The following is a 23,240-nucleotide window of genomic DNA, read 5'->3' on the forward strand; positions in this document are numbered from 1 at the left end:
TCAAACCGCTACACCGGGGCGAGCGGCGACACCGCCAGCGCGATACCGATGGCGAGCACCGGGTAGTCACGACGGTCGAAGGAAAGCGGCGGAAGCGTCGGGTTCCACGCGAAACAACGGGCCCGGAGGGCGACCGAAAGCCGGTCCGAGCGGTCGAGCGTGCGTTCCAGCGACCGGACAGCGAGCAGCCGAGCGCGGTCCCGTAACGGGCGGGCCTCGCCGCCACGAGCGTGTATGGCGTCCCGGACTTCCCGCACGTCAGCGAGCACCAGCGGGAACAACCGGACGACGAGCGCCATCCCGATGCCGAGAATCTGGCCGGGCTTACCGGGAATCAGTCGCTGGACCGCCGCCCGGGTGTCCCGGACCGGCGTCGACGTGAGGTAGGCGGCGCTGACGAGCAACACCGGGAGAATACGCCCGACGTGCAACGCCGAGCGCAGCGCCGGGTCGACCCGAAACCACGGCGGGCCGAGCGCCACGCCAGCGATGAACGGGGCCAGCGCCAACACGAGAAGGACGACCCGATACGAGCGCAGGACGGCCAGTGGCGAGAGCTGGGCCGCCGCGAGCGTACACAGCGCGAACGCGGTCGTCCCGACGAGCCACGGGAGGGTGGGGTGCGAGACCGCGGCGATGGCGAGCCCGAACTGGACCAGCAGCTTCGACCGCGGGTCCAGCCGATGCGCAAATGTCGAGCCGGGTCGGTAGCTCAACATCGCGGGTCTCTGATGCCAAGGTCCGGGAGGCTGTCGAGCGCTTCGGCTGGCGGCACATCGAGCACGACCCGCCCTTCGTGCAGCGCGACGAGGCGGTCGGCCCGCTCGTGGAGGTCCCGGAGGTCGTGCGTGACAACGATGATACCCGTCCCATCGGCGGCCAGCGCGTCGAGGTGGTCGAGCACTGAGTCTCTGGCCGGCCAGTCTAACCCGACGAGCGGTTCGTCGAGCACGAGGTAGTCCGGTTCCATGGCGAGCGCCCCAGCGATGGCGACGCGGGCTTGCTCGCCACCCGAGAGAGCGTCGATGCGGCTCTCGGCGGCAGCACCGAGATCGACAGCGTCGAGCGCCCTATCGACCCGGCGGTCAATCTCTCCCCTGTCGAGCCCGAGGTTCTCCGGGCCGAAGGCCACGTCAGCCGCCACGGTCGCGGCGACAAACTGGTCGCGGGGATGCTGGAACACCATCCCGATACGTGTCCGGGCGACGACGGGGTCGTCCGTCACGTCGGTCCCGTCGACAGTGACCGCTCCGGCGTCGGGCGTCAGCAGCGCGTTGAAATGTCGGACGAGCGTCGTCTTGCCGCTCCCGTTCGGTCCGACGAGCAGACAGTACTGACCGTCGGGTATCGACAGCGTGAGCCCGTCGAGGACATCGACATCGCCGTACCGGTAGCGCAGGTCGCTGACCTCGATCATCGACCGGCGAGGTACCCGCCCTGCACGACGCCGACCGCGATACCGAGCTTCAGGAGGTCAAGCGGGATGTACGGAGCCATCACAGCCGCAGCGCGGGCGAACGGCAGTCCGGTGACCACCGCCAGCCACGGGACGCCGATAGCGTAGACGACAGCGACCGCCGCGGCGAGGGCGACGACCTGCACCGGGACAGAGAGATCAGCGACCGGTTTCGGTGCTATGCTCCGGTGTGCAATAGCGCCGGCGACGACCGCACCGACGAGGAAGCCGACGAGGAAGCCGCCGGTCCCCTGCCCGGCAATGACATAGCCCAGCCCCGCGTTCGCGTTCGAGAACACCGGTGCGCCGGCGATACCAACAAGGACGTACAACAGCAGGGCAACGCCGCCCCACAGCGGCCCCAGCAGGAGGCCGGCGAAGAACATTCCGAAGGGCTGCAGCGAGAACGGCGGCAGCGCCCCCGGAAGCGGGATCGATATCTGTGCAAGCGCTGCGGTTAGCGCCGCGAGCAGCACCGCCTTCGTGAACAAGCCCACAGTCTCGTCGTCGACGAGGTCGACGGATTGCTCTGTTGCCATGGGTCTTCCTCTCTCGTCAACCGAAATATAGCCAGTGGTTCACGGAACGGGCGACCGCGGCCGGCGTTCCAGTCACTCGGCCGGCGTGACGCGGACCAGCACGTCGTCGCGCTCCCGCGGGAACCCGTCGCCGGCCCGCCCGTCGCGGTTCGACGTGACGAGGTAGAGCCCACCGTCTGGCCCCTGCTCGACGTGGCGAATCCGACCGAGTTCGTCGGCCAGCAGAGAGTGAGTCGTCGCAGTGTAGGCGTCGTCAGTCCAGTCGGCGTCATACACCTCAGCGTCGTCGCCCGGCGGCGGGTCCGCACCGTCTGGTGTCAACGTCGTTACGAGGAGTTTCTGTCCCTTCAGGCCGCCGGTAAGCAGTCGATTCCGCAGCGACGATACAGCATCGCCGGTGTAGAACAGCGAGCCGGAAGGTGCCCAGCCGCCAGCGTTGCCCGTGTTTGCGAGCGGCCGGCGGACCTCGGGACCAGCATTGAGGTACTCTGCGTGTTCACGGGTGTCGGGCCAGCCGTAATAGCCTCCAGCCACGAGGCGGTTGAGTTCGTCTCGTCCGGTCGGACCGTGTTCGGAGGCGATGACGGTGCCGTCCGGGAGCCAAGCCAGCCCCTGTGGATTCCGGTGGCCGTAGGTGAACACCCGCGGGTCCCCGTCGATATCAGGGTTCCCGGGTGCGGGGTCGCCCGCGGGCGTCACGCGGAGGACCTTTCCACCGAGCGAGTTGGTGTCCGCGGCCAGTTCGCCGCCGCCCGCGTCCCCCGTCGTAATCCAGAGATACTTCTCGGGGCCGAATGTGAGCCGACCGCCGTTGTGTATCTTGCTTCCGGGAATGCCATCGACGATGACGGACTCCGTGGCGGCCGGGTCTTCGGCCGACACGTCCATCGCGACGACCCGGTTGACTCGCTCGTCGTCGGTCATCGTCGTGTAGTAAACGTACACCACCGGCGGGTCGGGATACGTCGGGTGTGCGGCGACGCCGAGCGTCCCACCTTCGCCGCCCGTTACCCACCAGCCGTCGTCGCTCGATTCCGCGTCGATGACCGCTGCCGGTTCGGTGACCGTTCGGACGCTTCCGTCCACAAACGAGAGGACACGACCGACACGTTCGGTGAGAAACAGCGTTCCGTCGGCGGCAAAGGAGAGGTCCCATGGAATTTCGAGGTCCTCGATGAGTGGTTCCGTGGCGAGCGGCGTGTCTGTCGGCGACGTGGTCGGAACGGTCCAGTCGGTGTCGGGTGACTGGCCGCGCTCGTGGCTGAGAGAGACATCGTAGCGGTCCAGCGCGTGTGTCGGGCCTGCCGTCGTTGTGGCCGTCGGTGTCAGGTCCGACGACTCCGTCTGTGTCCCTGACTCATCGCGACAACCGGCCAGCACGGTCGCCCCGGTACCGCCGAGTGCGGCGAGGTACTGGCGGCGGGAACGGGCGTCACAGCTGGACTGTCGCATAGATTTCTCTGCCAAGTATAGAAGAATAAAGATGTCGGAGACAGCCGAATTAGCGAGCGGCAGCCGCGACGCGTTCTTTCTCTTCTTTCTGGTTGACTGCGTAGGTCTGGACGTCGTCGTTAGCAGCACCGATGAGCTGCTGTGCGAGCGCCTCGGCGGCACTCGTGGTGGTCTTGAACGAGCCACCGTAGACGCCCTCGGCGAGGAACTTCAGGGCCTGGTCGACGCGGCGCTGTGGCGCGACATCGACGGCTTTCGGGACCGAGATACCACCGTATTTCAGGCGGACAGTCTCCTCTCGGGGAGCGCTGTTCTCGACCGCACTGACGAGCACCTGAATCGGGTTCTCGTCGGTGCGCTCGTGAACGAGTTCGAACGCCTCAGTGACGATGGATGTTGCAAGCTGTTTCTTGCCCGTATTTTCGTCGGTCTGCATCAGGCGGTTGATGAGCCGCTCGACGATGCTGATCTCGCTTTTCTTGAACTGCTTGTCCGCGTGGCGCCCCATCGTGTGGGCGATCGGCGTGACAGTGATGTAGCGCTCGGTCGAAGGGTCGGAGTACTCGATCTCCGTGATCTCCCACTCGCCGAACAGCTTCGCACGGGCCGTCTCTGGCTCGCTTTCCTCAGCCGCGTCAGCCTCGGGTGTATCTTCGGCACTCATGGTTATCGGACCGGTTTCTCCGCGTTCCCGCGAACGAGTTCGATGAGAGAGACGCCGTTGACTTTCTCGACCTTGTAGTTGACACCGGAGAGGTCGCCCATCGCGCGGCCCTTCGCCCCGCCGATACCCGCGATTGTGACCTCGTCGTGCTCGTCAATGAAAGAGATAGCGCCGTCACCGGGACAGAACGCGGTGACCTGCTTACCGTTCTTGATGAGCTGGACGCGGACACACTTCCGGATAGCGGAGTTAGGCTGCTTGGCCTCGATGCCGACTTTCTCCAGTACGATACCTCGTCCCTGGGGCGCACCCTCGAGCGGGTCGGACTTCTTGCCCAGGCCGCGTTCGCGACGCGCGTAGTCAGTGTCGGACCACCGGTGCTTCTGGCGGTCCTTCTTGAGCTTGCGCGCGGCGTACTTGCCGTTCGCCATAGTAGGCACTGGTACCTTTCGGAGGTACTTAAGACTCCTCTTTCGGACTCAGACGGTAGCGTCGGCGTGTGTGGCGTTCTGTGGCATAGACGGGGCAAGAAGGACGGTAAATAACGCGGCGAGAGCGCCACGGCAATGAGGAAGAAGCTGTCAGTGGGGTGTTTCGGTCGCGTCTGGCGGTCAACACAACACTCCCCCACTCTCCGTGACATTGCCCCCGAATGATATTTCGCTTACACCATCGGTTACAGGTACTGGGGTACTGCAAAGAGTAGCGGGCGGCTACGCAGTCGTACAGCGAACAGAAGACCTATCAGGGGCCACGACTCTCAGTGCCGGATTCCGTCAGACCATGATAATCGATCGCGCACACGCGGAATCAGGTGTGATAACTGGGCAGGTGGTTTCTAGTACCGCCGCTTGAGTTATTCACACAGACCTGCCGGAGTAGCTATGAAACTTGAACAACGTCTCCCAGATATCGTCCGACAAACGTATCTCCGGAAGTTGGCGCTTATCATTCTCTGTATCGCCCTGCTCGTTGCGGGCGTCAGCGTCACCGCGGAGCGGACGGTTGCAGACGAGCTGACAGAACAGCGTGAAAACGAACTCCAGACCGGGGCCGTCCAGACGGCTACGACAACAGCTGACTGGGTCCGTAGCCAGCGCAACGCCGCTCGAACCCTCTCAACGCTGTCTGACGTTCAGGAGGGAAGCCCGACGATGATCCGTGGCGCGTTACAGCGGCAAGCGTTCTACCAGCCGGAGTCAGTGTACGCCATCCACTACGTTAACGAAGAGACACTGGAGATCAAGGAATCGTCACTGAGCGACCGACGGGAGACGTCGCTCCAGACGGGCGACTTCGAGTGGGAGGGCGGGAGCCTCTCGGTCACCGGGTCGAACTCCGTCGATATGTCGAAAGTGTACACCTATGAGGGAGGGAAGCACATCGCCTTCGCAAGCCCAGTCGCCCGAAGCGACAAACTGATCGTCGTGGTCCACAACGTGACTGCACGGACGGCCCAGTTCCGTAACTCAATCGAGGGCGGTGAGACACGGATCGTCCGACAGGACGGGACGGTCCAGTTCGCCGAGGACGCATCGACCATCGGCACCCAGTACAACGTCTCCGCCAACCTGACCGCACTCACAGCGGAAGATAGCGGCGTGGCCAGAAGCGGGTCGTACCTGATCGCCGCGGAGTCTGTCGATGACACGCCGTGGATCGTGATCAAGCAGGCCCCGAAATCGACCGCCTTCGCCCTCCGCGACAGTATTCAGGGGAGCTTCGTCGCCATCATCGGTGTGTCACTGGCCGGGTTCGCACTCATCGGCGTCCTCGTCGGTCGCGGGATCATGCAGTCGCTCAGGCGACTCTCGACGCAGGCGGAAGCCCTCGCAGTGGGCAACTTCGACACCGACATCGAGCAGTCAGACCGCCTCGATGAGGTCGGCGATGTCCAGAACGCATTCTACGAGATGAAGACGTATCTCGATACCGTCGCCGCACAGGCTGACGCGCTCTCCAGACAGGCGTTCGACGACCCGGCGCTCGACAAGGACGTGCCCGGCCAGCTCGGTTCGTCGCTATCGAGCATGCACGGGAACCTCGAATCGTTCATCAGCGACCTCGAACAGGCCCAGCAGGAGGCCGAAGAGTCCAAGGCAGAGGCAGAAGAGATAGCAGAAACCCTCGAACAGCAGGCCGAGGAGTTCTCGGCCGTGATGCGGAAGGCGGCCGACGGCGACCTCACCCAGCGGCTCGACACCGACACTGACAACGACGCGATGGCCAACATCGCCACCGCGTTCAACGATATGCTCGCCCAGCTCGGCCAGACAGTCATGCGTATCCGTGAGTTTGCCGACGACGTCGACGGCTCCGCAGACCAGATCACCGCAAGCGCCACCGAGGTCCGGAGCGCCAGCGAAGAGGTCAGCGAATCCGTCCAGGAGATCGCCGACGGCGCGGAGACACAGTACGAGAACATCGAGGAGACGGTCGACGAGATGTCGGGCCTCTCCGCAACGGTCGAAGAGGTCGCAGCGCAGGCCGACGAGGTTGCGGCCACGTCGGACGAGGCCGCCGAGATCGGCGAAACCGGCAGCGAGCGTGCTTCTGAGGCCATCGATGTGATGAACGACATCGAGACGCGAGCCGACGAAACAATCGACCGCGTCGAGTCACTCGACGAGGAGATGGAGCAGATCGGGGACATCGTCGACCTCATCGACGACATCGCAGAGCAGACGAACATGCTCGCGCTGAACGCCTCCATCGAGGCCGCCCGCGCCGGTGAGGCTGGTGAAGGGTTCGCCGTCGTCGCCGACGAGATCAAGGGTCTTGCGCAGGAGACAACTGAAGCCACCGAAGAAGTCTCGACGGTTATCGAAGACGTACAGGACACCACCGGTGACGCCGTGACCGACATCAGACAGATGGGTGATTCCGTCACTGACGGTATCGAGACTGTCGACGATGCCATCGAATCGCTTGAGGCCATCGTCGACCGGGTCGAGGAGGTAAACGACGGCATTCAGTCCATTAGCGACGCCACCGACGAACAGGCCGCGACGACGGAGGAAGTCGTCGCAATGACCGACGAGGTCGGGACAATCAGCGAGGAAACCGCTTCCAGCGCCGAGAACGTCGCCGCCGCCGCTGAGGAACAGACAGCGACGATCAACGAAGTGACTAGCGGTATCGAATCTCTGTCTGATCAGGCTGGCGACCTCAGCGAACTCCTGCAGACGTTCGATGTCGATAGCGGAACTACACACAGCGATACCGACGTGTACGAACACGACGCGCCAGACGCCTCAGCAGACGACGACTGAGTACGTAGCTATTTTATTCTGATACCTACAGTTCTGGTTCGACACTCTGCTCGAACCATTGATGGAGACTGTAACCATCAAAATGGATACCGATGCCAGAGCCGAGATCCTGCCGCTGACTGAACCGGACAAGATAAAAGAGCGCAACTAGCCCCCCGCCGGTAAGCGAGTACGGCAGTGACGCGAGCAGTCCCTTGACGGGTATTGTGGCTAGCAGTAACACGAACAGCGCGAGAGTAGACGTGCCCTCGAGTGCGGACGGCGGATTCCCCAGAACGTGTGCGTGAGACAGGTAGATTCCGACGATAGTCAGTGGAGCGAGGAGGTTGCCACCGTCTGGACGCCGGAGCGAAGGCATAGCAGTCCGTTTACAGCCGACAAAAAACAGTTTCTGCCAGTCACCGCGTCGACTGTCCGGCTACTCGGGTCCACACCCCGTCCGAATCGCCCCGCTCAGGTCAGTTCGATGCCGTCGATGTCGAAGTGTCGCTTGGCCAGTTGCCGGGCGGCGTCGATGTTGCGCCCCTCGCGGCCGATTGCGGCCCCGCGGTCCTCCTGTGCCACTTCGACGTAGGCGACGGTGTCGTCGTTCTCGGAGACGGTGACGTTGTACACCGCGGCCGGTGCGAGCGCGTTGGCCACGAAGTCCTCGGCCGTCTCGGCGGCCTCGACGAGTTTCACCTCGCGGCCCAGACGCTCTTCGACGCGCTCGACCGTCTGACCGCCCGGGCCGATAGCGTCGGCCATCTCGCCGCGTTTGACCAGGTACACCACCTGGTCGTGCTCTTCGTCGACGACGCAATCCCGGACGGTGACGGCTGCCTCGTCCTCGAAGAGGGCGACCAGTCGACGTGCTTCGTCCGAGAGTTCGACCCGCATCAGTCCTGAGTCGTACCCATCCGGAGGTTGACGTCACCGGTGCCGAGTTTGATCGGCTTCCCGACGATGACGTTCTCCGTGACGCCGTCGAGTTCGTCGACCTCGCCGTGGATGGCGGCGTCAAGCAGGTGGTTGACGGTGACCTCGAACGCTGCGCGGGCGAGCACGGAGTCTTTCGACCCGGAGATGCCGTGGCGGCCGATGGACTCGATGGTCCCCTCGTTAGTCATGATGTCGGCCACGAGCATCAGGTGCCGGACGTTCACGTCGTCCAGCCCCTGCTCTTCGAGCGTGTTCATCGTCTCGTTGATGAGCGTTTCACGGGCTGCTTCGACGCCGAGTTCCCGGTAAATCTCGTGAATGTTGTTACACGTGGTCCGGGAGGCGTCGACACCCTCGATGTCCAGCACTTCGCCGAAGTCCGACCCCTCGGTGTAGAGGACGAACTCCTCGCCGTTGTCGGTCTCCTCCTTGCGGATGACGACGCGGGTAATCTCCTCGATGCCCTTGAAGACGATCTCTCGAAGCTCCTCGACCAGCTGGAGCAGGTCGCGGTAGCTGGGTTCCTCCGGGCCGAACTCGATGACCGTCCCGACCTGCCGGGTCGAGACGCCGAGGTTCGACTCGATGGTTTCGGCGATTTCCTCGGCGATGGCGTCGGTGTCGTTGACCGTCGGCCACCGCTCCAGCAGCGTGTCCTCGTTGAGGTCTATCTCGACGAGCATGTCCGCGACGTTCGTCGAGATGTCTCCCAGCGCGAGGATGCGCGTCGCCTCTATCTTCCAGACGACCTCGTGGGCGCGCTCGCGGTCCTGGGCGTACTCCTCGTCCAGATGGACCGTCATCATCGGCGTGTCCGGCGTCTTCCGGGCGTCCACCAGCTCGATGAGCCGGGGTAGCCCCTGAGTCACGTCGATTTCGGCGACCCCCGCGTAGTGGAACGTGTTCATCGTCATCTGCGTTCCCGGTTCGCCGATGGACTGGGCCGAGACGGTTCCGACCGGGTCCAGCGGGTCGACGCGGGTGTCGAGATAGCGTGACTCGACGGCCTTGGCGATGCGGTCGGCGTCGTCGACGCCGACGCCGCGTTCCTCGATGGTGCTGTACACTTCGTCTTTCAGCCGTCGCGGCAGCTCGGTGTCCTCGACGACGGCCTCGATGTCTGCTGATACGTCGTGTGCTGTCATTGTTAGTCGTCACCCTCGGCCATCCACCAGTCGTCCGCGTGCTCCGAGAGGTTGGTCCGCTCGGTGCGGGTCCCGAGGAAGCTCTCTTTTTGCTTTTCGCTCTCGAACTCCTCGTCGAGGACGCTGTCGGCGATCTGCTCGACGTCGACGGCGGCCTCGTCCTGGTTCGAGGAGACGTCGACCGGCGACGTGCCGTCCTCGCCGAACTCGAACTGAACGATGGTGTCGCTTGTGTCCCGGACGGTGCCGTCGTACTGCGTCTCCAGTTCGGAGAGGGCGTTGATGAGCCGGCGCTGGAGGTACCCGGACTTGGAGGTCCGGACGGCCGTGTCGACCAGCCCCTCGCGGCCACCCATCGCGTGGAAGAAGAACTCCTTGGGGCCGAGGCCGGAGCGGTAGGAGGCCTCCACGAAGCCGTGGGCGTCCGCCGACAGGTCGTTCTCCTCGAAGTGCGAGAGGGTGCGGTTCTCGTACCCGCGGTTGATCCGCTCGCCGCGGACTGCCTGCTGGCCGACACAGCCGGCCATCTGGGTCAGGTTCAGCATCGACCCACGCGCACCGGACTCGGCCATGATGACGGCCGGGTTATCCTCGCCGAAGTGGTCCTCGGCGATGTCACCGGCGGAGTCACGCGCCTTGCCCAGCGTCTGCATGATTTTCATCTCCAGCGTCTCGTCGACGGTCCGGCCGGGCAGGGATTCGAGTTCGCCCCGTTCGTAGGTCTCGATGAGTTCCTCGACGCGGTCGTAGGCGCTGTCGATGGCGTCGTTGATCTGCTCTTCCGCTTCCCGCGGGATGGACTCGTCGTCGATGCTGATGGAGAACCCGAAGTGCATGATAGAGCGCATCGCCAGCGCCGAGACCTCGTTGACGAGAATCCGGGCGCGGGTCCGGGAGTACTCCTTGGCGATAGTGTCGACGATTTCACCGCCGAAGGCCCCGACGGCGTCCTCGTCGATGGTGCCGCCGGTCATCTGGCCGTCCTCGACGCGGACGGTGTCGCCGGCCGAGGACGTGAACTCCAGATTCAGGTCGTCGGGCAGCAGTTCCGAGAACAGCGAGCGGCCGGTCCAGTACTCCTCGCCGTCCTCGTCGACGCCGTCCGGCTCGGGCAGTTCGTCGATTCGGGTCGCACGCAGGAGGTCGAGCGCCTGCGTCTCGTTGAACTTCGGATTGGTGTGGGTCAGCAGGTACGTCCCGCTGATGTGGTCCTGAATCGCGCCGATGATGTTCTCGCCGAAGCGCGGCGAGAGCATCTGTTCCTGCACGCGCATGAGGACCCGGGCCTCCGCGCGGGCCTCCTCGTTTTGCAGGGCGTGCATATTCATCTCGTCGCCGTCGAAGTCAGCATTGTACGGCGGGCAGACCGTCGTGTTCAGCCGGAACGTCTTGTACGGCATCACGACGACCTCGTGGGCCATGATGGACATCCGGTGCAGCGACGGCTGGCGGTTGAAGATAATGATGTCGCCGTCGACCAGGTGGCGGGACACTTCCCACTCGGGTTCGACCTTCTCGGCCAGTTCCTCGCAGTTCTTCTCGGTCACCTTCAGCCGGCGGCCGTCGGGCCGCTTGACGTAGTTCGCGCCGGGGTGGGCTTCCGGCCCGTTGGAGACGTAGCGACGGGCCTCTTCGAGGTTGCGCTCGGTGACGTTCATCGTCTGGGTCATCTCCTTTGCGACCCGATCCGGGACGCCGACCTCATTGAGCGAGAGCGTCGGGTCCGGCGAGATGACGGTACGAGCGGAGAAGTTCACGCGCTTCCCGGACAGCGAGCCGCGGAAGCGGCCCTCCTTGCCCTTCAGGCGCTGGGAGAGCGTCTTGAGCGGCCGGCCGGAGCGGTGTCGCGCCGGCGGCGTGCCCGAGATCTCGTTGTCCATGAAGGTGGTGACGTGGTACTGCAGCAGTTCCCAGAGGTCCTCGATAATCAGCTGTGGCGCACCCGCCTCGCGGTTCTCCATGAACCGCTGATTGATGCGGATGATGTCCACGAGCTTGTGCGTGAGGTCGTCCTCGGAGCGCTGGCCGTTGTCCAGCGTAATCGAGGGCCGAGCGGTGACCGGCGGCACCGGCAGCACCGTCAGAATCATCCACTCGGGCCGTGAACGGGCCGGTTTCATCCCCAGCACTTCGATGTCCTCGTCCGGGATGTCCTCGAACCAGTCCCGGATGTCGCTGGGCATGAGCTTGTTCATGTCCTCCTCAGTCAGGTCGACCGACAGCGCCTTCTCTAGGGCGCGGCGGTCCTCCTGGCGCGGGCGGAACTCGCCGCTGAGAATCTCCTGGACGCGGCTGCTGTCGATGCCGGTCTCCTCGGATAGTTCGACGGGCGAGATCGGCTCCTCGGCCTCCTCCATCGCGGCGGCGATTCGCTCGGGGTAGTCCGAGGCCAGCACGTCCTGGACCTCGTAGTAGGTGGTCGGCTTCTCGTGTTTGATGTCGTACTGCTTCTCGCCACAGAACGGACAGCGGTCCTTCTTCCGGGCCTGCCGGATGGCGGCCTTGGTCACGTCGTTGAGGTCGCGGCCGAGGTCCTGGGTCCGTGTCAGTCGGTCGGCGAACTCGTCGCGCTCGTGCTCGTCGAGACAGAGCCGAGAGCACTCCCGGCAGGTCCCGCGCAGGAGCCGGCGGATGAGTTTCGCGAAGCCGACGTGGATGACGGGCGCGGCCAATTCGATGTGGCCGAAGTGGCCGTTACACGACCCGCTGTGTTTCCCGCAGGTCTTGCACTCCAGTCCGGGGTCGATGACGCCCAGCCGCGGGTCCATCAGCCCCATGTCGATAGGGAAGCCGTCGTCGTCGTACGTGTCGGCCGTAATCACTTTCGTGGCCGACATCTCGCGGTACTCCTCCGGGTCCATCAGCCCGAAACTGAGCTGACCGATTTCCTGTGGTGTCTGTTGTGAACTCATACTGCGTCCTCCAGTTCGATCCGCGGGGCGATTCCGAGCGCCTTCATCTCGTCAAGCAGGAGCTTGAACGCGTAGGACATCTCGACCTCGTGGATGTCGGTCTCCTCCTCGCAGTTCGGACAGTAGATACGCCGCTGTTCGACGTTCTCGACTGCGGTCATCCCACACTGCCCGCAGACGTTTATCCACTCGCGGTCGGACTCATCGAGCAGTCGCTCCTTGAGCGCCATCGCCGCGCCGTGCCCGATGAGCACGTCCCGCTCCATCTCACCCACACGGAGGCCACCTTCGCGGGCGCGCCCCTCGGTAGGCTGGCGGGTGAGCACCTGCACCGGCCCGCGCGAGCGGGCGTGCAGTTTGTTCGACACCATGTGGTACAGCTTCTGGTAGAAAATGTCGCCGACGAAAATCTCTGCGTCGATTTTCTCGCCGGTGACGCCGGAGTACATCGTCTCCTTGCCCGACGAATCGAAGCCGTGCTCTTCGAGCGAGCCTCGGAGTTCCTCCTCGTCCTCGCCCGTGAAGGCGGTGCCGTCGACGCGCCGGCCTTCGAGTGCGCCGACCTTCCCGCCAATCATCTCCAGAATGTGGCCGACAGTCATCCGCGACGGCAGCGCGTGCGGATTGATGATGAGGTCCGGAACGACGCCCTCCTCGGTGAACGGCATGTCCTCCTGGGGGGCGATGTGGCCGACGACGCCCTTCTGGCCGTGGCGGCTGGCGAACTTGTCCCCGAGTTCGGGGATTCGCTCGTCACGCACCGAGACCTTCGAGAGCTTCGAGCCGTCCTCGCCTTCCATCAGCGTGACCGTGTCCACGACGCCGGATTCGCCCGAGCGCATCGTGACGCTCGTCTCCCGGCGCTTCTGCGGCGAGAGTCCGCCCATGTCGTCCGGTTCTTCGAGGAACCGCGGCGGGCTGGTCTTGCCCAGCAGGACGGCGTTCTCGCCGACCTTCGTCTCGGGGTTGACGAGACCGTCGTCGTCGAGGTGCGTGTACGCTTCCTCGCCGCGTGCGCCGCGGACCTCGTCGTCGGGAATCTCGAAGCGGTCCTCCTGACCGCCGGGGTACCGGCGTTCCTCGCCCTCGTAGGTGCGGAAGAAGTGCGAACGGGCGAGCGCGCGGTCGACCGACCCCTGGTTCATTACGAGTGCGTCTTCGATGTTGAACCCCTCGTAGCTCATGACGGCGACGACGAAGTTCTGCGCCGCAGGGCGGTCGTCATAGCCGATTTGCTCGGTTGTCTGGGTCTTGACCATCGAGAGCTGCGGGTAGTGCAGCAGGTGCTGGCGCGTGTCCGGGCGGATGCGGTAGTTCGCCGACGGCAGGCCCAGCGACTGCTTTATCATCCCCGACCCCATCGTAATCCGGGGCGAGGCGTTGTGTTCGGGGTAGGGAATCATCCCGGCACCGATACCGAACATCAGCTGCGGGTCGACTTCCAGGTGCGTGTGGTTTTCGGTGAGTTCGTCCTCGTCGACGCCGACGAGGATGTCCTCCTCCTCCTCGGCGTCGATGAACTCGACGAGGCCACGCTCGACCAGTTCCTCGAATTCGAGTTCGCCGTTTTTGACCTGCTCGACCTCCTCGTCGGTCATCAGCGGCTCGCCGTCCTCGACGACCAGCAGCGGGCGTCGGGCACGGCCGGCGTCGGCGTTGATGATGACCTCGCCGGTCCGGTTTTTCACCGAGACGTTGACCATCTGGGAGACGTCTCCCCGTCGTCGCGCCTGTCGTACCTGTTCTGCGAGCTGTTCCGGGTCGGGGTGTGTGCCGACCAGACTACCGTTTACGTATACTTTGGCTTCGCGTCCCTGACTCATGTTAATCGTCCGCGGGCTGCTGTTCTATCGACTCGATACCGGGGATGCCCTGAACCCCCATCTCCGCGAGTTCCTGTTTGAGACCCTGTGGATCCTCGACGTCCTGTGACAGCTCCATCGCCTGGGCGAAGTTCTTCACCAACCCACAGTTGGGGCCTTCAGGCGTCTCGGAGGGACAGATGCGCCCCCACTGGGTCGCGTGCAGGTCCCGTGCCTCGAAGTGGGGCTGGGAGCGGCTGAGCGGCGAGCGCAGCCGCCGGAGGTGCGAGAGCACCCCCATGAAGTCGGTCCGGTCGACCAGCTGGCTCACGCCGGAGCGGCCGCCGACCCAGTTCCCCGTCGCGATGGGGTGTTCGAGCCGCTCGGTCAGCACGTCCGAGCGAACGACCGTCGAGACGGAGAGCTGCCGGTTGCGCATGTTGGCCCGTTCGAGCTGGTACTTCACGTCCCGGGCGAGCTTGTTCAGCGCCGTCCGGAACAGGTCCGTCATCAGGTCGCCGCTGACCTTCAGCCGCTTGTTGGCGTAGTGGTCCTTGTCGTCGGATTCGCGGCGGCCAAGCGCCAGTTCGAAACACGCCTCGGCCATCCGGCAGAGGTAGAACGCCTTGTTGATGCGGACCTCCTCTTCCTCGACGCCTTCCTCGTGCAGATGCGGGAGGAGATAGCGGTCGATGACGTAGTTGGCTCGCTTGAGCTGGTAGTTCTTGCCCTGCCCGGAGGCGACGCGCTTGCCCAGCGTCTCGATTGCTTCCTCGGTCGTCTGGACCTCGGCCTCCTCTAGGTTCTCCAGCATGAACTTCACGATTTCCGGGTCCTCGCTGACGCGGTGGACGATTTCCTCGTCCGATTCCAGCCCCAGCGCGCGCACCAGCGTAACGAAGTCGATACTGCCCGAGACGGACGGGAACGAGACTTCCAGCAGTCCGTCCCGCGTCCGCTCACACAGCACCAGCGCGCGGTAGCCACGGCGCTGGGAGAACGTCTTGGCGACCTGCACCTCGTCGCCGTACTTGGTGTCGTACTCGGCCAGAATCTTGTTCGGGGCGAGGTCCTCGCTGGTCATCAGCACCCGCTCGGAGCCGTTGACACAGAAGTAGCCACCGGGGTCTGCGGGGTCCTCGCCGATGTCGATGAGCTCCTCGTCGGTGAAGCCCGCGATGTTGCACTTGTTCGACCCGACCATGATGGGCATCCGCCCGATCTTGGTCTCGGTCCGGTCGACGACTTCCTCCGGTTCCTCCTCGCCACCGCGGACGATGGCCATCTCCATGAACACCGGCGCGGAGTAGGTAATGTTGCGGAGGCGGGCTTCCTGCGGATACAGCAGTTCCTCGCTGCCGTCGGCCTCGCGGACCCGAGGGGTGACGACGCGGACGTCGCCCAGTTCGACCCACACCGGTTCCTGTCCTTCCTTGTCGCCGATGTCAGTCTCGATGGTCTCTTTCTCGTCGACGACCTGCTGCATCCCTCGGTCGAGGAATGCGTTGAACGAGCGGAAGTGGTGTTCGGCGAGCCGTTCCTTGGCGAAATATTCACGCGATATAGCGCGGCGATCTTGTGTGTCCATTATTCTACCACCAGTCGATAGACAACTGCGGTGTCGGTCGTCCGGGAGTCGCGTTCGATCCGAACCACGTCACCGACTTCGGCGTCGTCCGGCAGCGCCTTGTCGGTGCGCTTGATCTTCGGAAGGTCCGTCTTCTTGATATCATACTCCGTGAGTACTGCTTCGAGGTCGTCCTCGTCGACGACACTGTGGTCTGGGACGAGGTCGTGTTGACTTACATCTACCATGTGTGTGCGTGTGCGTTTGGCCTGCTGCTGGAGAAGGTGGCTGTCACGAGATACTACAGGGCCGTACTGTCGGGGCGCATATAACACTTACCAAGTCGCTCTGCCGTGGCTATCGGACCCGCCCACCCTCACGGACTGCGGGCGTGGTTGCTCTTACCAACCACATAACGCAGACCGGACATAGAACTTTGGGTCCCGTCATGTGCATTCATCCCGGGGCGGGTCTCTTTGGAAAGTCTTAATACTGACACCAAGGTACGAAAGAATGCAACGAAGGCCCGGATGGTGTAGTGGCCCATCATACGACCCTGTCACGGTCGTGACGCGGGTTCAAATCCCGCTCCGGGCGTTCTATTGCGACCAAACTGACGAGCGCTATGCAGTGCGTGCTCGTAGGCTGCCCGGATGGTGTAGTGGCCCATCATACGACCCTGTCACGGTCGTGACGCGGGTTCAAATCCCGCTCCGGGCGCTTCTTCGAAATCAAATCATCAAGCGACGCGTTTTATCGCCGTCTCGCTTGCTCTATTCGCTGTGTGACTGCGAGGAATTTGAACCACGCAAGCGCCGATCAGAAGCGACGAAACACGTCGCCGCCGTCGTACGGACCGCTGGTGCGTTATTAGTAGCCGTCCAGCAGGCAGTAAACACCGCCTACGTGCCGAGAAAACGGCGTATACTGATGTCACAAGAGCAGTAGCAGGTGGCCGGGGAAGTTCCCCCGTGGCCTGTCATAGTGTCCGTCCACCGGGGTCGGACGTGCTATCACTTCACGTGGGATGGCATATGTTTTGTGTTGGGTGTAAGGCGTGCCGATTAGCGGCTGCCAGCGACAAACTGTTTACCAGGCCCCGCAAAAGAGAGGCCATGGAGGACGTGGATGGCGAGGACATGCCCGGCGCAATCGTCGAGGCGTTCCTCGAACGCGAAGAGGGCGTCCGGGCGCTGCTTGAGGAACTGGAGAAGCTCACTATCGAGGGCCGGCACGAGGAGGTCCGCGACCGTGTTCGCAATCTGGCCGACAGCGACGAGTCGGTGTTTTACACCGTGGCGTTCAGCCTCACCAATTCGCGGCAGTTCTTCGGCGACGTGGAAGCACAGCTGGACGTGACCGCCGCTGACCGGTTGCGGGACCTCGCCGACACGTTTCCCGCACTAGCTGAGCCGTTCAACATCGTCCGGACGGAGCGGGCGGACGACCGCCTCAATCCGGTGACAGACACGAGCTACGCGGTGAGCTACCACCGGGGTGTCGAATCGCCAATGGTGACCTACAGCCCGCTGTCAGGCGAACAGGAGCTGTACGAATCCCGCGGGACACCAAGTGAAGTGTTGCGGGTCGCGTCTGACCTCACGGGCGCGACGACAGACGCGCTGGACGTGGCGATGGATAACGACTACTCGGTCAACACGGAGGAACTGAGCGCGCTCATCGACCGCCGCGAGGAACTGGAGACTGAGCTGAGTAAGCTCCGAGACCAGCTCGACGAACTCCGGCGGACACCGGTCTCAGACGAGTAGGGGTCGTGGACACCGAGCGCACAGTTTCAGCTGACAGACCCGAGCCACAGTGCCGCAACTGGGGCGTTTATGTATCGCGGCCGTAAATGCACAGGTACGACTTGCTATGGGAATTGACCGACTCGAAGATCAGGTCGAGAAGGAGGGGCGGGACCTGTCGATCCTCGAAGCCGTCATCGAGAACGGGCCGATCGGCATCGTTCGGCTCGCCGAGGAGACAGGGGTTCCGAAACACAAAGTGCGATACTCGCTACGGATGCTGGAAGACGACGAACTCATCGAGCCGACGCCGCAGGGAGCGATTCCGGTCGACAACATCGACGAGCGGGTAGCGACGATCAACGACGGCATCGACAGACTTATCGAGCAGTTGGACGGGCTGCGAGACGTATTCTCGTCTACAGAGTAGCCAGAACGGTCAGTCGAACCCGTTTCCGTGGCAGTAACCCTTTTCGAACGCCGATGCGATGGGTCGATATGGATGTCGCTCTCATTAGCGATTCGCATATTCCGTCCCGGGAACACGAGATTCCGCCGTCGTTCCGGGAGCGCATCGAGGTCGCCGACCACGTCATCCACGCCGGTGACTTCGACAGCAAAGGAGCACTCGCTGACAGCCAGCACATGGCGGCGGAACTGACCGCCGTCTCGGGCAACATCGACCCGCAGATCGGGTTGCCAGAACGGGCGACAGTCGAACTCGGTGGCGTCACGTTCGTCGTGACACACGGGACTGGCTCACAGCAAGGCTGGGCAGACCGTGTCGCCGCTGCGGTCCGCGAGGAAGCCGACAGTACCGCTGTCGGCGTCGCCGGTCACACTCACGAACTTGTTGACACCGTCTACGAGGGCGTGCGGCTGCTTAACCCCGGCAGCGTCACGGGAGCTTCGCCAGCAGACCGCCCGACGATGTTGACCGCGACAGTCGAGGATGGGACGCTCGACGTAGCAGAGCACGAGCTGTAAAGCGCAGCGCTGTCGCGGCTCGCTCCCGCGTACCGGCAGCTGTTGCCACTGTTGGCCGGCTTTGCAGCGAACGCGGGTCTTTTTCCCGCAGGGACCGCAGGAGTGGTATGGAAGTCTTCGCGGTCGAGGGGCTGCCCGAGGTTCGACCTGGCGATGACATAGCCGAGTTGCTCGTCGAGCAGGCCGACCTGCGGGATGACGACGTGGTCTGTGTCGCCAGCACCATCGTTTCCAAAGCCAGCGGACGCGGCCGGTCGCTGTCATCGTACGAGCCGGGCGAGCGCGCCCGGCGTATCGCGGCGACCATCGAGGATATCGCCGGTGAAGAGAAGGACCCGCGGATGGCACAGGCGATTATAGCGGAGTGTGAGGAAGTGCTGGTCGAAGCCCCGTTCATCCTCGGGGTGACGGAGTTCGGCCACATCACGGTCAACGCGGGCATTGACCGCTCGAACGTGCCCGACTCGGACCTCCTCTTACTTCCCGAAGACCCGACGGCGGAGGCTGAAGCGATCCGTGACGGCATCCGCGAGCAGGCGGGCGTCGAACCCAGTGTCATCGTTACTGACACGTCAGGCCGGCCGTTCCGTCTCGGCCAGCGCGGGGTCGCGCTGGGCTGGGCCGGTCTTTCTGCGTCACGGGACTGGCGTGGCGAACACGACCGCGACGGCCGTGAACTCGAAGCCACCGTCCAGGCCGTCGTCGACGAACTCGCCGCCGCGGCCAACCTCGTCACCGGCGAGGGTGACGGCGGAACACCCGCCGCAGTCGTCCGCGATTTCGACTTCGGCGACCACGCGGACAGCGAGCAACTGTTCCGCGACCCCGAAAAGGACGTAGTCAGACAAGCACTCAGACAGTGGTCACATGTACGCGATTGAACTCACCCCGGAACACCCGGTCGCACAGCTCGCCTCGTTTGCCGAACAGGCTGAATCGAACTCGCTCGACGCCGTCTACGTCAGTCACCACTACAACAACCGCGACCAGTTCATGTCGCTGACCGCGATGGCCGAGCGGACCGACGAGGTACTGCTCGGCCCTGGCATCGCGAACCCCTACGAAACGCACCCAGTGACGCTAGCGTCGCGGGTCGCAACGCTGGACGAACTGAGCGACGGCCGGGCGGTCTTCGGCATCGGGCCGGGCGATAAGTCGACGCTCAGCAATCTCGGCTTCGACCACGACGACGCGCTGCGACGCGTGCTTGAGACGTTCAAGACCGCCCGGAAGCTCTGGGACGGCGAGCGGGTCGACCACGACGGGACGTTTGAGGCCGTCGACGCCGGGCTGAACTACGAGGTCGGTGAGATTCCGGTGTACGTCGGCGCGCAGGGGCCGCACATGACCCGGATGGCAGCGAAACACGCTGACGGCGCGCTGTACAACGGTGCGCATCCGAAAGACCTCGCGTGGGCACGCGAGCAGGTGGAGGACATGGCCGACGAGCGATCCGAGGAGTACGGCGAGTTCGACCTCGCGGCCTACGCCAGCGTCTCGGTCGCCGAGGACGCGACCGAGGCACGGGAGGCCGCGCGGCCGCCGGTCGCGTTCGTCGCCGCCGGCTCACCCCCGGCAGTGCTCGACCGCCACGGCATCGACCACGAGGCCGCCGAAGATATCGGGCAGGCGATTTCCGCCGGCGATTTCACGGCCGCATTCGACGGCGTTACCGAAGCGATGCTGGACGCGTTCTGTATCGCCGGGACGCCGGAGACGGTGGCCGAACGCACGGCGGTGCTGGAAGAACACGCAGACAGCGTGGTGTTCGCGTCGCCGCTCGGGCCGGATGTCGAGACGGCTATCGATTTGCTTGGGGCGGTCCTCGACCGCCGGAGCCGCTGAACAGCGAAAGCACGGCCCCCAGCGACAGGTACCCGAAGAAGGCGACCGAGACGGTCGTGATGACGGCACCGACGGCGAGCATAAGCGCCGCCAGCGGGTCGTTCAGTGCCACGTCGATGAACCAGCCGGGCATGTCGATGATGCTCTGGAGCAGTTCCGACAGCAGTCCTTGCATTACCTGAACGTTAGCGTGGCCCCACTTTGCGTTTGCGTTCCCGGCCACCACACGGGCGCTCGAGAGCCGCTCTCGTCCGGAGTTACAATCGAGCGCCCTTACGCGACGGGTTCGAGTTCCGCTGAGAAGTGTCTGAGTTCTTCCATCGGTGGCTCCCAGACGATTTTCAGGCCGGTGTACTCGTCGCGGCGGTCGCGGACGCGAGCAGCGGTCTCCGCGATGTGTTCGAGGTGTTCGCGCCAGTATGTCCGGCGGGGCAGGGCGAGGCGGACGAGTTCCGGACGGTCGGTCCCGGGGAAGGCGAACGAGCCGAGTTCGACTGTCCGGACGCCGCCTTCGCGGTAGAGTTCACAGACGAGGCGCTGCCCGGGGAACTGGTCGGCGGGAATATCCGGGAACAGGGCCGCGGCATCAATGTAGACGGCGTGACCGCCGGTCGGCGTGACAATCGGGATGTCGCGCTCACGCAGGAGGTCGCCGAGGGTCGCGACCTGTTCGATCCGCTCGGCGACGTACGGCGGTTGGACCGCTTCCCGTAGACCGGTGGCCATCGCTTCGAGATCGCGACCCGCGAGGCCCCCGTAAGTCGGGAACCCCTCGTACAGGATCGCGCGCTGTTTGCACTGTTCGAACAGGGCAGCGTCGCGAACGGCGGTGAACCCGCCGATGTTTGTGAGTGCGTCCTTTTTCCCACTCATCGTGATTGCGTCTGCGGGACGCAACTGCTCGCGAGCGATTTCATTGAGGGGCGTGTCGGCGTATTCGGGGTCCCGCTGTTTGATGAACTGTGCGTTTTCGGCGAACCGACAGGCGTCGATGACGAACGTTGCGTCGATTTCCGTGGCGAAGGCGGCCGTCTCGCGGATGTTCTCCATGGACACCGGCTGACCGGCGGCGGAGTTGTTCGTGATCGTCAGGACGACAGCCGAAACAGCGTCCTCCCCGTACTTTTCGACGGCGTCCCACCCACGGTCTGTGGAGAAGTTTCCGGCAAACGTCCCGACGCTGTCGGAGGTCAGATCCGTCTCTGCCGGGCAGTCGACCGCAGTAGCGCCTTGATTCGTTACGTGTGCGCGGGTGGTGTCGAAATGCGTGTTGTTGAGCACGACGTCACCCTCGTCCAGTAGCGCCCCGAAGAGGACGTTCTCCGCGCCGCGGCCCTGATGAGTCGGGACCACGCGGTCGAATCCCATCACGTCGGCGACCGCCTCACGGAAGCGTTCGAACGAGCGCGAACCGGCGTAGGCCTCGTCCCCGCGGACTACGTCCGCCCACTGGTCGTCACTCATCGCGCCAGTCCCCGAATCAGTCAACAGGTCGATAAAGACATCATCCGAAGCGAGGTTAAAGACGTTGTGTCCGGCCTCGGTGAGCGCGGCCGCACGTCGTTCACGGGGCGGGAGCTGTATCGAGGTTACCGATTTGGCCTTGTACGAGCGCATGCTGTGTCGCAGTACGGCGACCGACTTATTCCCCATCTGATAGTCTGTGTACAGCGGTGGGCTGAGATGTCCATCACCAGCCGAGTGCGGCTATCGGTGGACAGGTGTTTCTGGCAGGCCAAAATAGCGGGCATTTTGGGGCCACAACTGCTGGAGGGACGTATGAGCGTTCGCGAGGAATTCGACGCGTGGGCGGCCGAAGGCAAAGACAGAGGGATGGAAGACCGGCACTGGCACACCGCCAAGCACGTCCTCGCCCGGATGCCGGTCGAACCGGGCGACACGGTCCTCGACCTCGGAACGGGGTCGGGCTATGCGCTCCGTGCGCTTCGGGACACCAACGACGCCGGGCCCTGCTATGGTCTCGACGGGTCGCCGGAGATGCTCCGGAACGCCCGCGAGTACACGGACGACGACGGTATCGGGTTCCTGCGCGGGGACTTCGACGCCCTGCCGTTTGCGACCGACAGCATCGACCACGTGTTCTCGATGGAGGCGTTTTACTACGCCAGCGACCCGCCACACACGCTCGAAGAAATCGCACGAGTGCTGCGACCGGGCGGGACCGCCCACATCGCGGTGAACTACTACGAGGAGAACGTCCACTCCCACGAGTGGCAGGAGTTCATCGACATCGAGATGACACGCTGGAGCGCCCCGGAGTACCGCGAGGCCTTCCGCGAGGCGGGGTTGGCCGTGGCATCACAGGACACCATCCCCGACCGCGAGGTCGAGATTCCGCCGGCGGATGCGTTTCCAACCGACGAGTTCGAGACCCGAGAGGCGATGGTCGAGCGCTACCGCGAACTTGGGACGTTGCTGACTGTCGGCGTCGCCACGGAATAACGGCCCGGATAGCCGGTCAAAACACGGACCTCGGCCGGAACGACCGACAGGGTATTTTGTGCCCGCGAGCAAAACTACGGAGTATGGCCGAAGATGCCTCGCTGGAGGACTTTCTCGACGGTGGCGACGAGAGCGAGGATGGGGGAGAGAACGGCACGTCTGCGAGAGACGAGACGGCAGAGACAGAAAGCGAAGCCTCCGACGCCGAAGCCTCGACCGACGGGGTCGACCCGGCCGTGACGACGTACGCGTGGTCGCCCGATGGAGCGGCCTGCGCCGAGTGTGGGGAGGTCGTCGAGCGGCGGTGGACACAGGACGGCATCCTCGTCTGTGGGGCGTGTAAGTCCTGGTGAGCGGCGCTACCGGCCGTGAACCGGATGTGTGTTGTTCTCACTCATCCACAGAGTTACATACGCGCACGCCATAGACGTGGCTACAACTAAACGGCCCGGAGGATGTGGTACCCC

The 23,240-nt window shown here is 64.1% G+C and carries 23 protein-coding genes and 2 tRNA genes; 10 read left to right on the forward strand and 15 right to left on the reverse strand.

Annotated elements, in window-relative coordinates; translation table 11 throughout:
• Positions 1-8: 8 nt before the first annotated feature.
• The 6 genes from D3D01_RS07735 to D3D01_RS07760 all read right to left on the reverse strand — a co-directional run bounded on the left by D3D01_RS07735 (position 9) and on the right by D3D01_RS07760 (position 4,542).
• Positions 9-719: an energy-coupling factor transporter transmembrane protein EcfT gene (locus D3D01_RS07735; protein ID WP_101351167.1), complete on the reverse strand. Its 711-nt coding sequence runs from the start codon at positions 717-719 to the stop codon at positions 9-11.
• Positions 713-1,417 carry an energy-coupling factor ABC transporter ATP-binding protein gene (locus D3D01_RS07740; protein WP_121511804.1) on the reverse strand — a complete coding sequence of 235 codons (705 nt, stop codon included), beginning with the start codon at positions 1,415-1,417 and terminating at the stop codon, positions 713-715. The genes D3D01_RS07735 and D3D01_RS07740 overlap by 7 nt, the downstream gene beginning before the upstream one ends.
• Positions 1,414-1,995, reverse strand: a complete 582-nt coding sequence (locus D3D01_RS07745) for a biotin transporter BioY (RefSeq protein WP_121511805.1) — start codon at positions 1,993-1,995, stop codon at positions 1,414-1,416. Before D3D01_RS07745 ends, D3D01_RS07740 begins: the two co-directional genes overlap by 4 nt.
• Positions 1,996-2,067: 72 nt before the next feature.
• Positions 2,068-3,447, reverse strand: coding sequence for a PQQ-dependent sugar dehydrogenase (locus D3D01_RS07750; RefSeq protein WP_121511806.1), 1,380 nt, complete (start codon positions 3,445-3,447; stop codon positions 2,068-2,070).
• Positions 3,448-3,496: 49 nt separating this feature from the next.
• Complete coding sequence (locus tag D3D01_RS07755; protein ID WP_101351171.1) at positions 3,497-4,111, reverse strand: 30S ribosomal protein S7; 615 nt, start codon at positions 4,109-4,111, stop codon at positions 3,497-3,499.
• A 2-nt stretch (positions 4,112-4,113) separates the two neighbouring features.
• The gene (locus tag D3D01_RS07760; RefSeq protein ID WP_004515440.1) at positions 4,114-4,542 is read right to left on the reverse strand and encodes a 30S ribosomal protein S12; all 429 of its coding nucleotides are present in this window, start codon (positions 4,540-4,542) and stop codon (positions 4,114-4,116) included.
• A 453-nt stretch (positions 4,543-4,995) separates the two neighbouring features.
• Here D3D01_RS07760 and D3D01_RS07765 point away from each other — a divergent pair, with 453 nt between their 5' ends.
• On the forward strand, positions 4,996-7,383 hold the full coding sequence (locus D3D01_RS07765) for a methyl-accepting chemotaxis protein (RefSeq protein ID WP_121511807.1): 2,388 nt from the start codon (positions 4,996-4,998) through the stop codon (positions 7,381-7,383).
• A gap of 25 nt (positions 7,384-7,408) precedes the next feature.
• Here the strand turns inward: D3D01_RS07765 and D3D01_RS07770 are convergent, their stop codons facing one another.
• The 7 genes from D3D01_RS07770 to D3D01_RS07800 all read right to left on the reverse strand — a co-directional run bounded on the left by D3D01_RS07770 (position 7,409) and on the right by D3D01_RS07800 (position 15,978).
• A complete protein-coding gene (locus D3D01_RS07770) occupies positions 7,409-7,741 on the reverse strand; it encodes a hypothetical protein (protein ID WP_233563277.1) in 333 nt (110 codons plus the stop codon).
• Between the two features lie 95 nt (positions 7,742-7,836).
• Positions 7,837-8,262, reverse strand: coding sequence for a NusA-like transcription termination signal-binding factor (locus D3D01_RS07775; RefSeq protein WP_101351174.1), 426 nt, complete (start codon positions 8,260-8,262; stop codon positions 7,837-7,839).
• On the reverse strand, positions 8,262-9,449 hold the full coding sequence (rpoA2, locus tag D3D01_RS07780) for a DNA-directed RNA polymerase subunit A'' (RefSeq protein ID WP_101351175.1): 1,188 nt from the start codon (positions 9,447-9,449) through the stop codon (positions 8,262-8,264). Before rpoA2 ends, D3D01_RS07775 begins: the two co-directional genes overlap by 1 nt.
• Before the next feature lie 2 nt (positions 9,450-9,451).
• Positions 9,452-12,361 (reverse strand): DNA-directed RNA polymerase subunit A', encoded by a 2,910-nt coding sequence (locus D3D01_RS07785; protein ID WP_121511808.1) that lies wholly within the window; start codon positions 12,359-12,361, stop codon positions 9,452-9,454.
• On the reverse strand, positions 12,358-14,184 hold the full coding sequence (rpoB, locus tag D3D01_RS07790; protein ID WP_053969352.1) for a DNA-directed RNA polymerase subunit B: 1,827 nt from the start codon (positions 14,182-14,184) through the stop codon (positions 12,358-12,360). Before rpoB ends, D3D01_RS07785 begins: the two co-directional genes overlap by 4 nt.
• 1 nt (position 14,185) lies before the next feature.
• Positions 14,186-15,751, reverse strand: coding sequence for a DNA-directed RNA polymerase subunit B'' (locus D3D01_RS07795; RefSeq protein WP_101351177.1), 1,566 nt, complete (start codon positions 15,749-15,751; stop codon positions 14,186-14,188).
• Positions 15,751-15,978: a DNA-directed RNA polymerase subunit H gene (locus D3D01_RS07800; protein WP_004515447.1), complete on the reverse strand. Its 228-nt coding sequence runs from the start codon at positions 15,976-15,978 to the stop codon at positions 15,751-15,753. The genes D3D01_RS07795 and D3D01_RS07800 overlap by 1 nt, the downstream gene beginning before the upstream one ends.
• Positions 15,979-16,254: 276 nt before the next feature.
• On the opposite strand from D3D01_RS07800, the gene D3D01_RS07805 reads away from it, so the two are divergent.
• The 7 genes from D3D01_RS07805 (at position 16,255) to D3D01_RS07835 (ending at position 20,310) form a co-directional block, all read left to right on the forward strand.
• Positions 16,255-16,327 (forward strand) — tRNA-Asp (locus D3D01_RS07805).
• A 50-nt stretch (positions 16,328-16,377) separates the two neighbouring features.
• Positions 16,378-16,450: transfer RNA gene (locus D3D01_RS07810), tRNA-Asp, on the forward strand.
• A gap of 395 nt (positions 16,451-16,845) precedes the next feature.
• Positions 16,846-17,499, forward strand: a complete 654-nt coding sequence (locus D3D01_RS07815) for a hypothetical protein (protein ID WP_101351178.1) — start codon at positions 16,846-16,848, stop codon at positions 17,497-17,499.
• A 106-nt stretch (positions 17,500-17,605) separates the two neighbouring features.
• Positions 17,606-17,908: a winged helix-turn-helix transcriptional regulator gene (locus D3D01_RS07820; RefSeq protein ID WP_121511809.1), complete on the forward strand. Its 303-nt coding sequence runs from the start codon at positions 17,606-17,608 to the stop codon at positions 17,906-17,908.
• A 68-nt stretch (positions 17,909-17,976) separates the two neighbouring features.
• Complete coding sequence (locus D3D01_RS07825; protein ID WP_101351180.1) at positions 17,977-18,465, forward strand: metallophosphoesterase family protein; 489 nt, start codon at positions 17,977-17,979, stop codon at positions 18,463-18,465.
• Between the two features lie 107 nt (positions 18,466-18,572).
• On the forward strand, positions 18,573-19,346 hold the full coding sequence (locus D3D01_RS07830) for a coenzyme F420-0:L-glutamate ligase (RefSeq protein WP_121511810.1): 774 nt from the start codon (positions 18,573-18,575) through the stop codon (positions 19,344-19,346).
• Positions 19,333-20,310: a 5,10-methylenetetrahydromethanopterin reductase gene (locus D3D01_RS07835; protein WP_121511811.1), complete on the forward strand. Its 978-nt coding sequence runs from the start codon at positions 19,333-19,335 to the stop codon at positions 20,308-20,310. The genes D3D01_RS07830 and D3D01_RS07835 overlap by 14 nt, the downstream gene beginning before the upstream one ends.
• Here D3D01_RS07835 and D3D01_RS07840 read toward each other — a convergent pair.
• Together D3D01_RS07840 and D3D01_RS07845 are read right to left on the reverse strand one after the other, a co-directional pair.
• On the reverse strand, positions 20,267-20,485 hold the full coding sequence (locus D3D01_RS07840; protein WP_004516066.1) for a hypothetical protein: 219 nt from the start codon (positions 20,483-20,485) through the stop codon (positions 20,267-20,269). The genes D3D01_RS07835 and D3D01_RS07840 overlap by 44 nt on opposite strands.
• Positions 20,486-20,583: 98 nt before the next feature.
• Positions 20,584-21,927, reverse strand: coding sequence for a tryptophanase (locus D3D01_RS07845; RefSeq protein ID WP_121512094.1), 1,344 nt, complete (start codon positions 21,925-21,927; stop codon positions 20,584-20,586).
• A 162-nt stretch (positions 21,928-22,089) separates the two neighbouring features.
• Between D3D01_RS07845 and D3D01_RS07850 the strand changes: the two genes are divergently transcribed.
• Positions 22,090-22,773: a class I SAM-dependent methyltransferase gene (locus D3D01_RS07850; RefSeq protein ID WP_121511812.1), complete on the forward strand. Its 684-nt coding sequence runs from the start codon at positions 22,090-22,092 to the stop codon at positions 22,771-22,773.
• Between the two features lie 83 nt (positions 22,774-22,856).
• Positions 22,857-23,126 carry a hypothetical protein gene (locus D3D01_RS07855; RefSeq protein ID WP_121511813.1) on the forward strand — a complete coding sequence of 90 codons (270 nt, stop codon included), beginning with the start codon at positions 22,857-22,859 and terminating at the stop codon, positions 23,124-23,126.
• Positions 23,127-23,240: the final 114 nt, after the last annotated feature.

Origin of the sequence: Haloarcula sp. Atlit-7R, from assembly GCF_003666065.1 — an archaeon.
Classification (GTDB): domain Archaea; phylum Halobacteriota; class Halobacteria; order Halobacteriales; family Haloarculaceae; genus Haloarcula; species Haloarcula taiwanensis.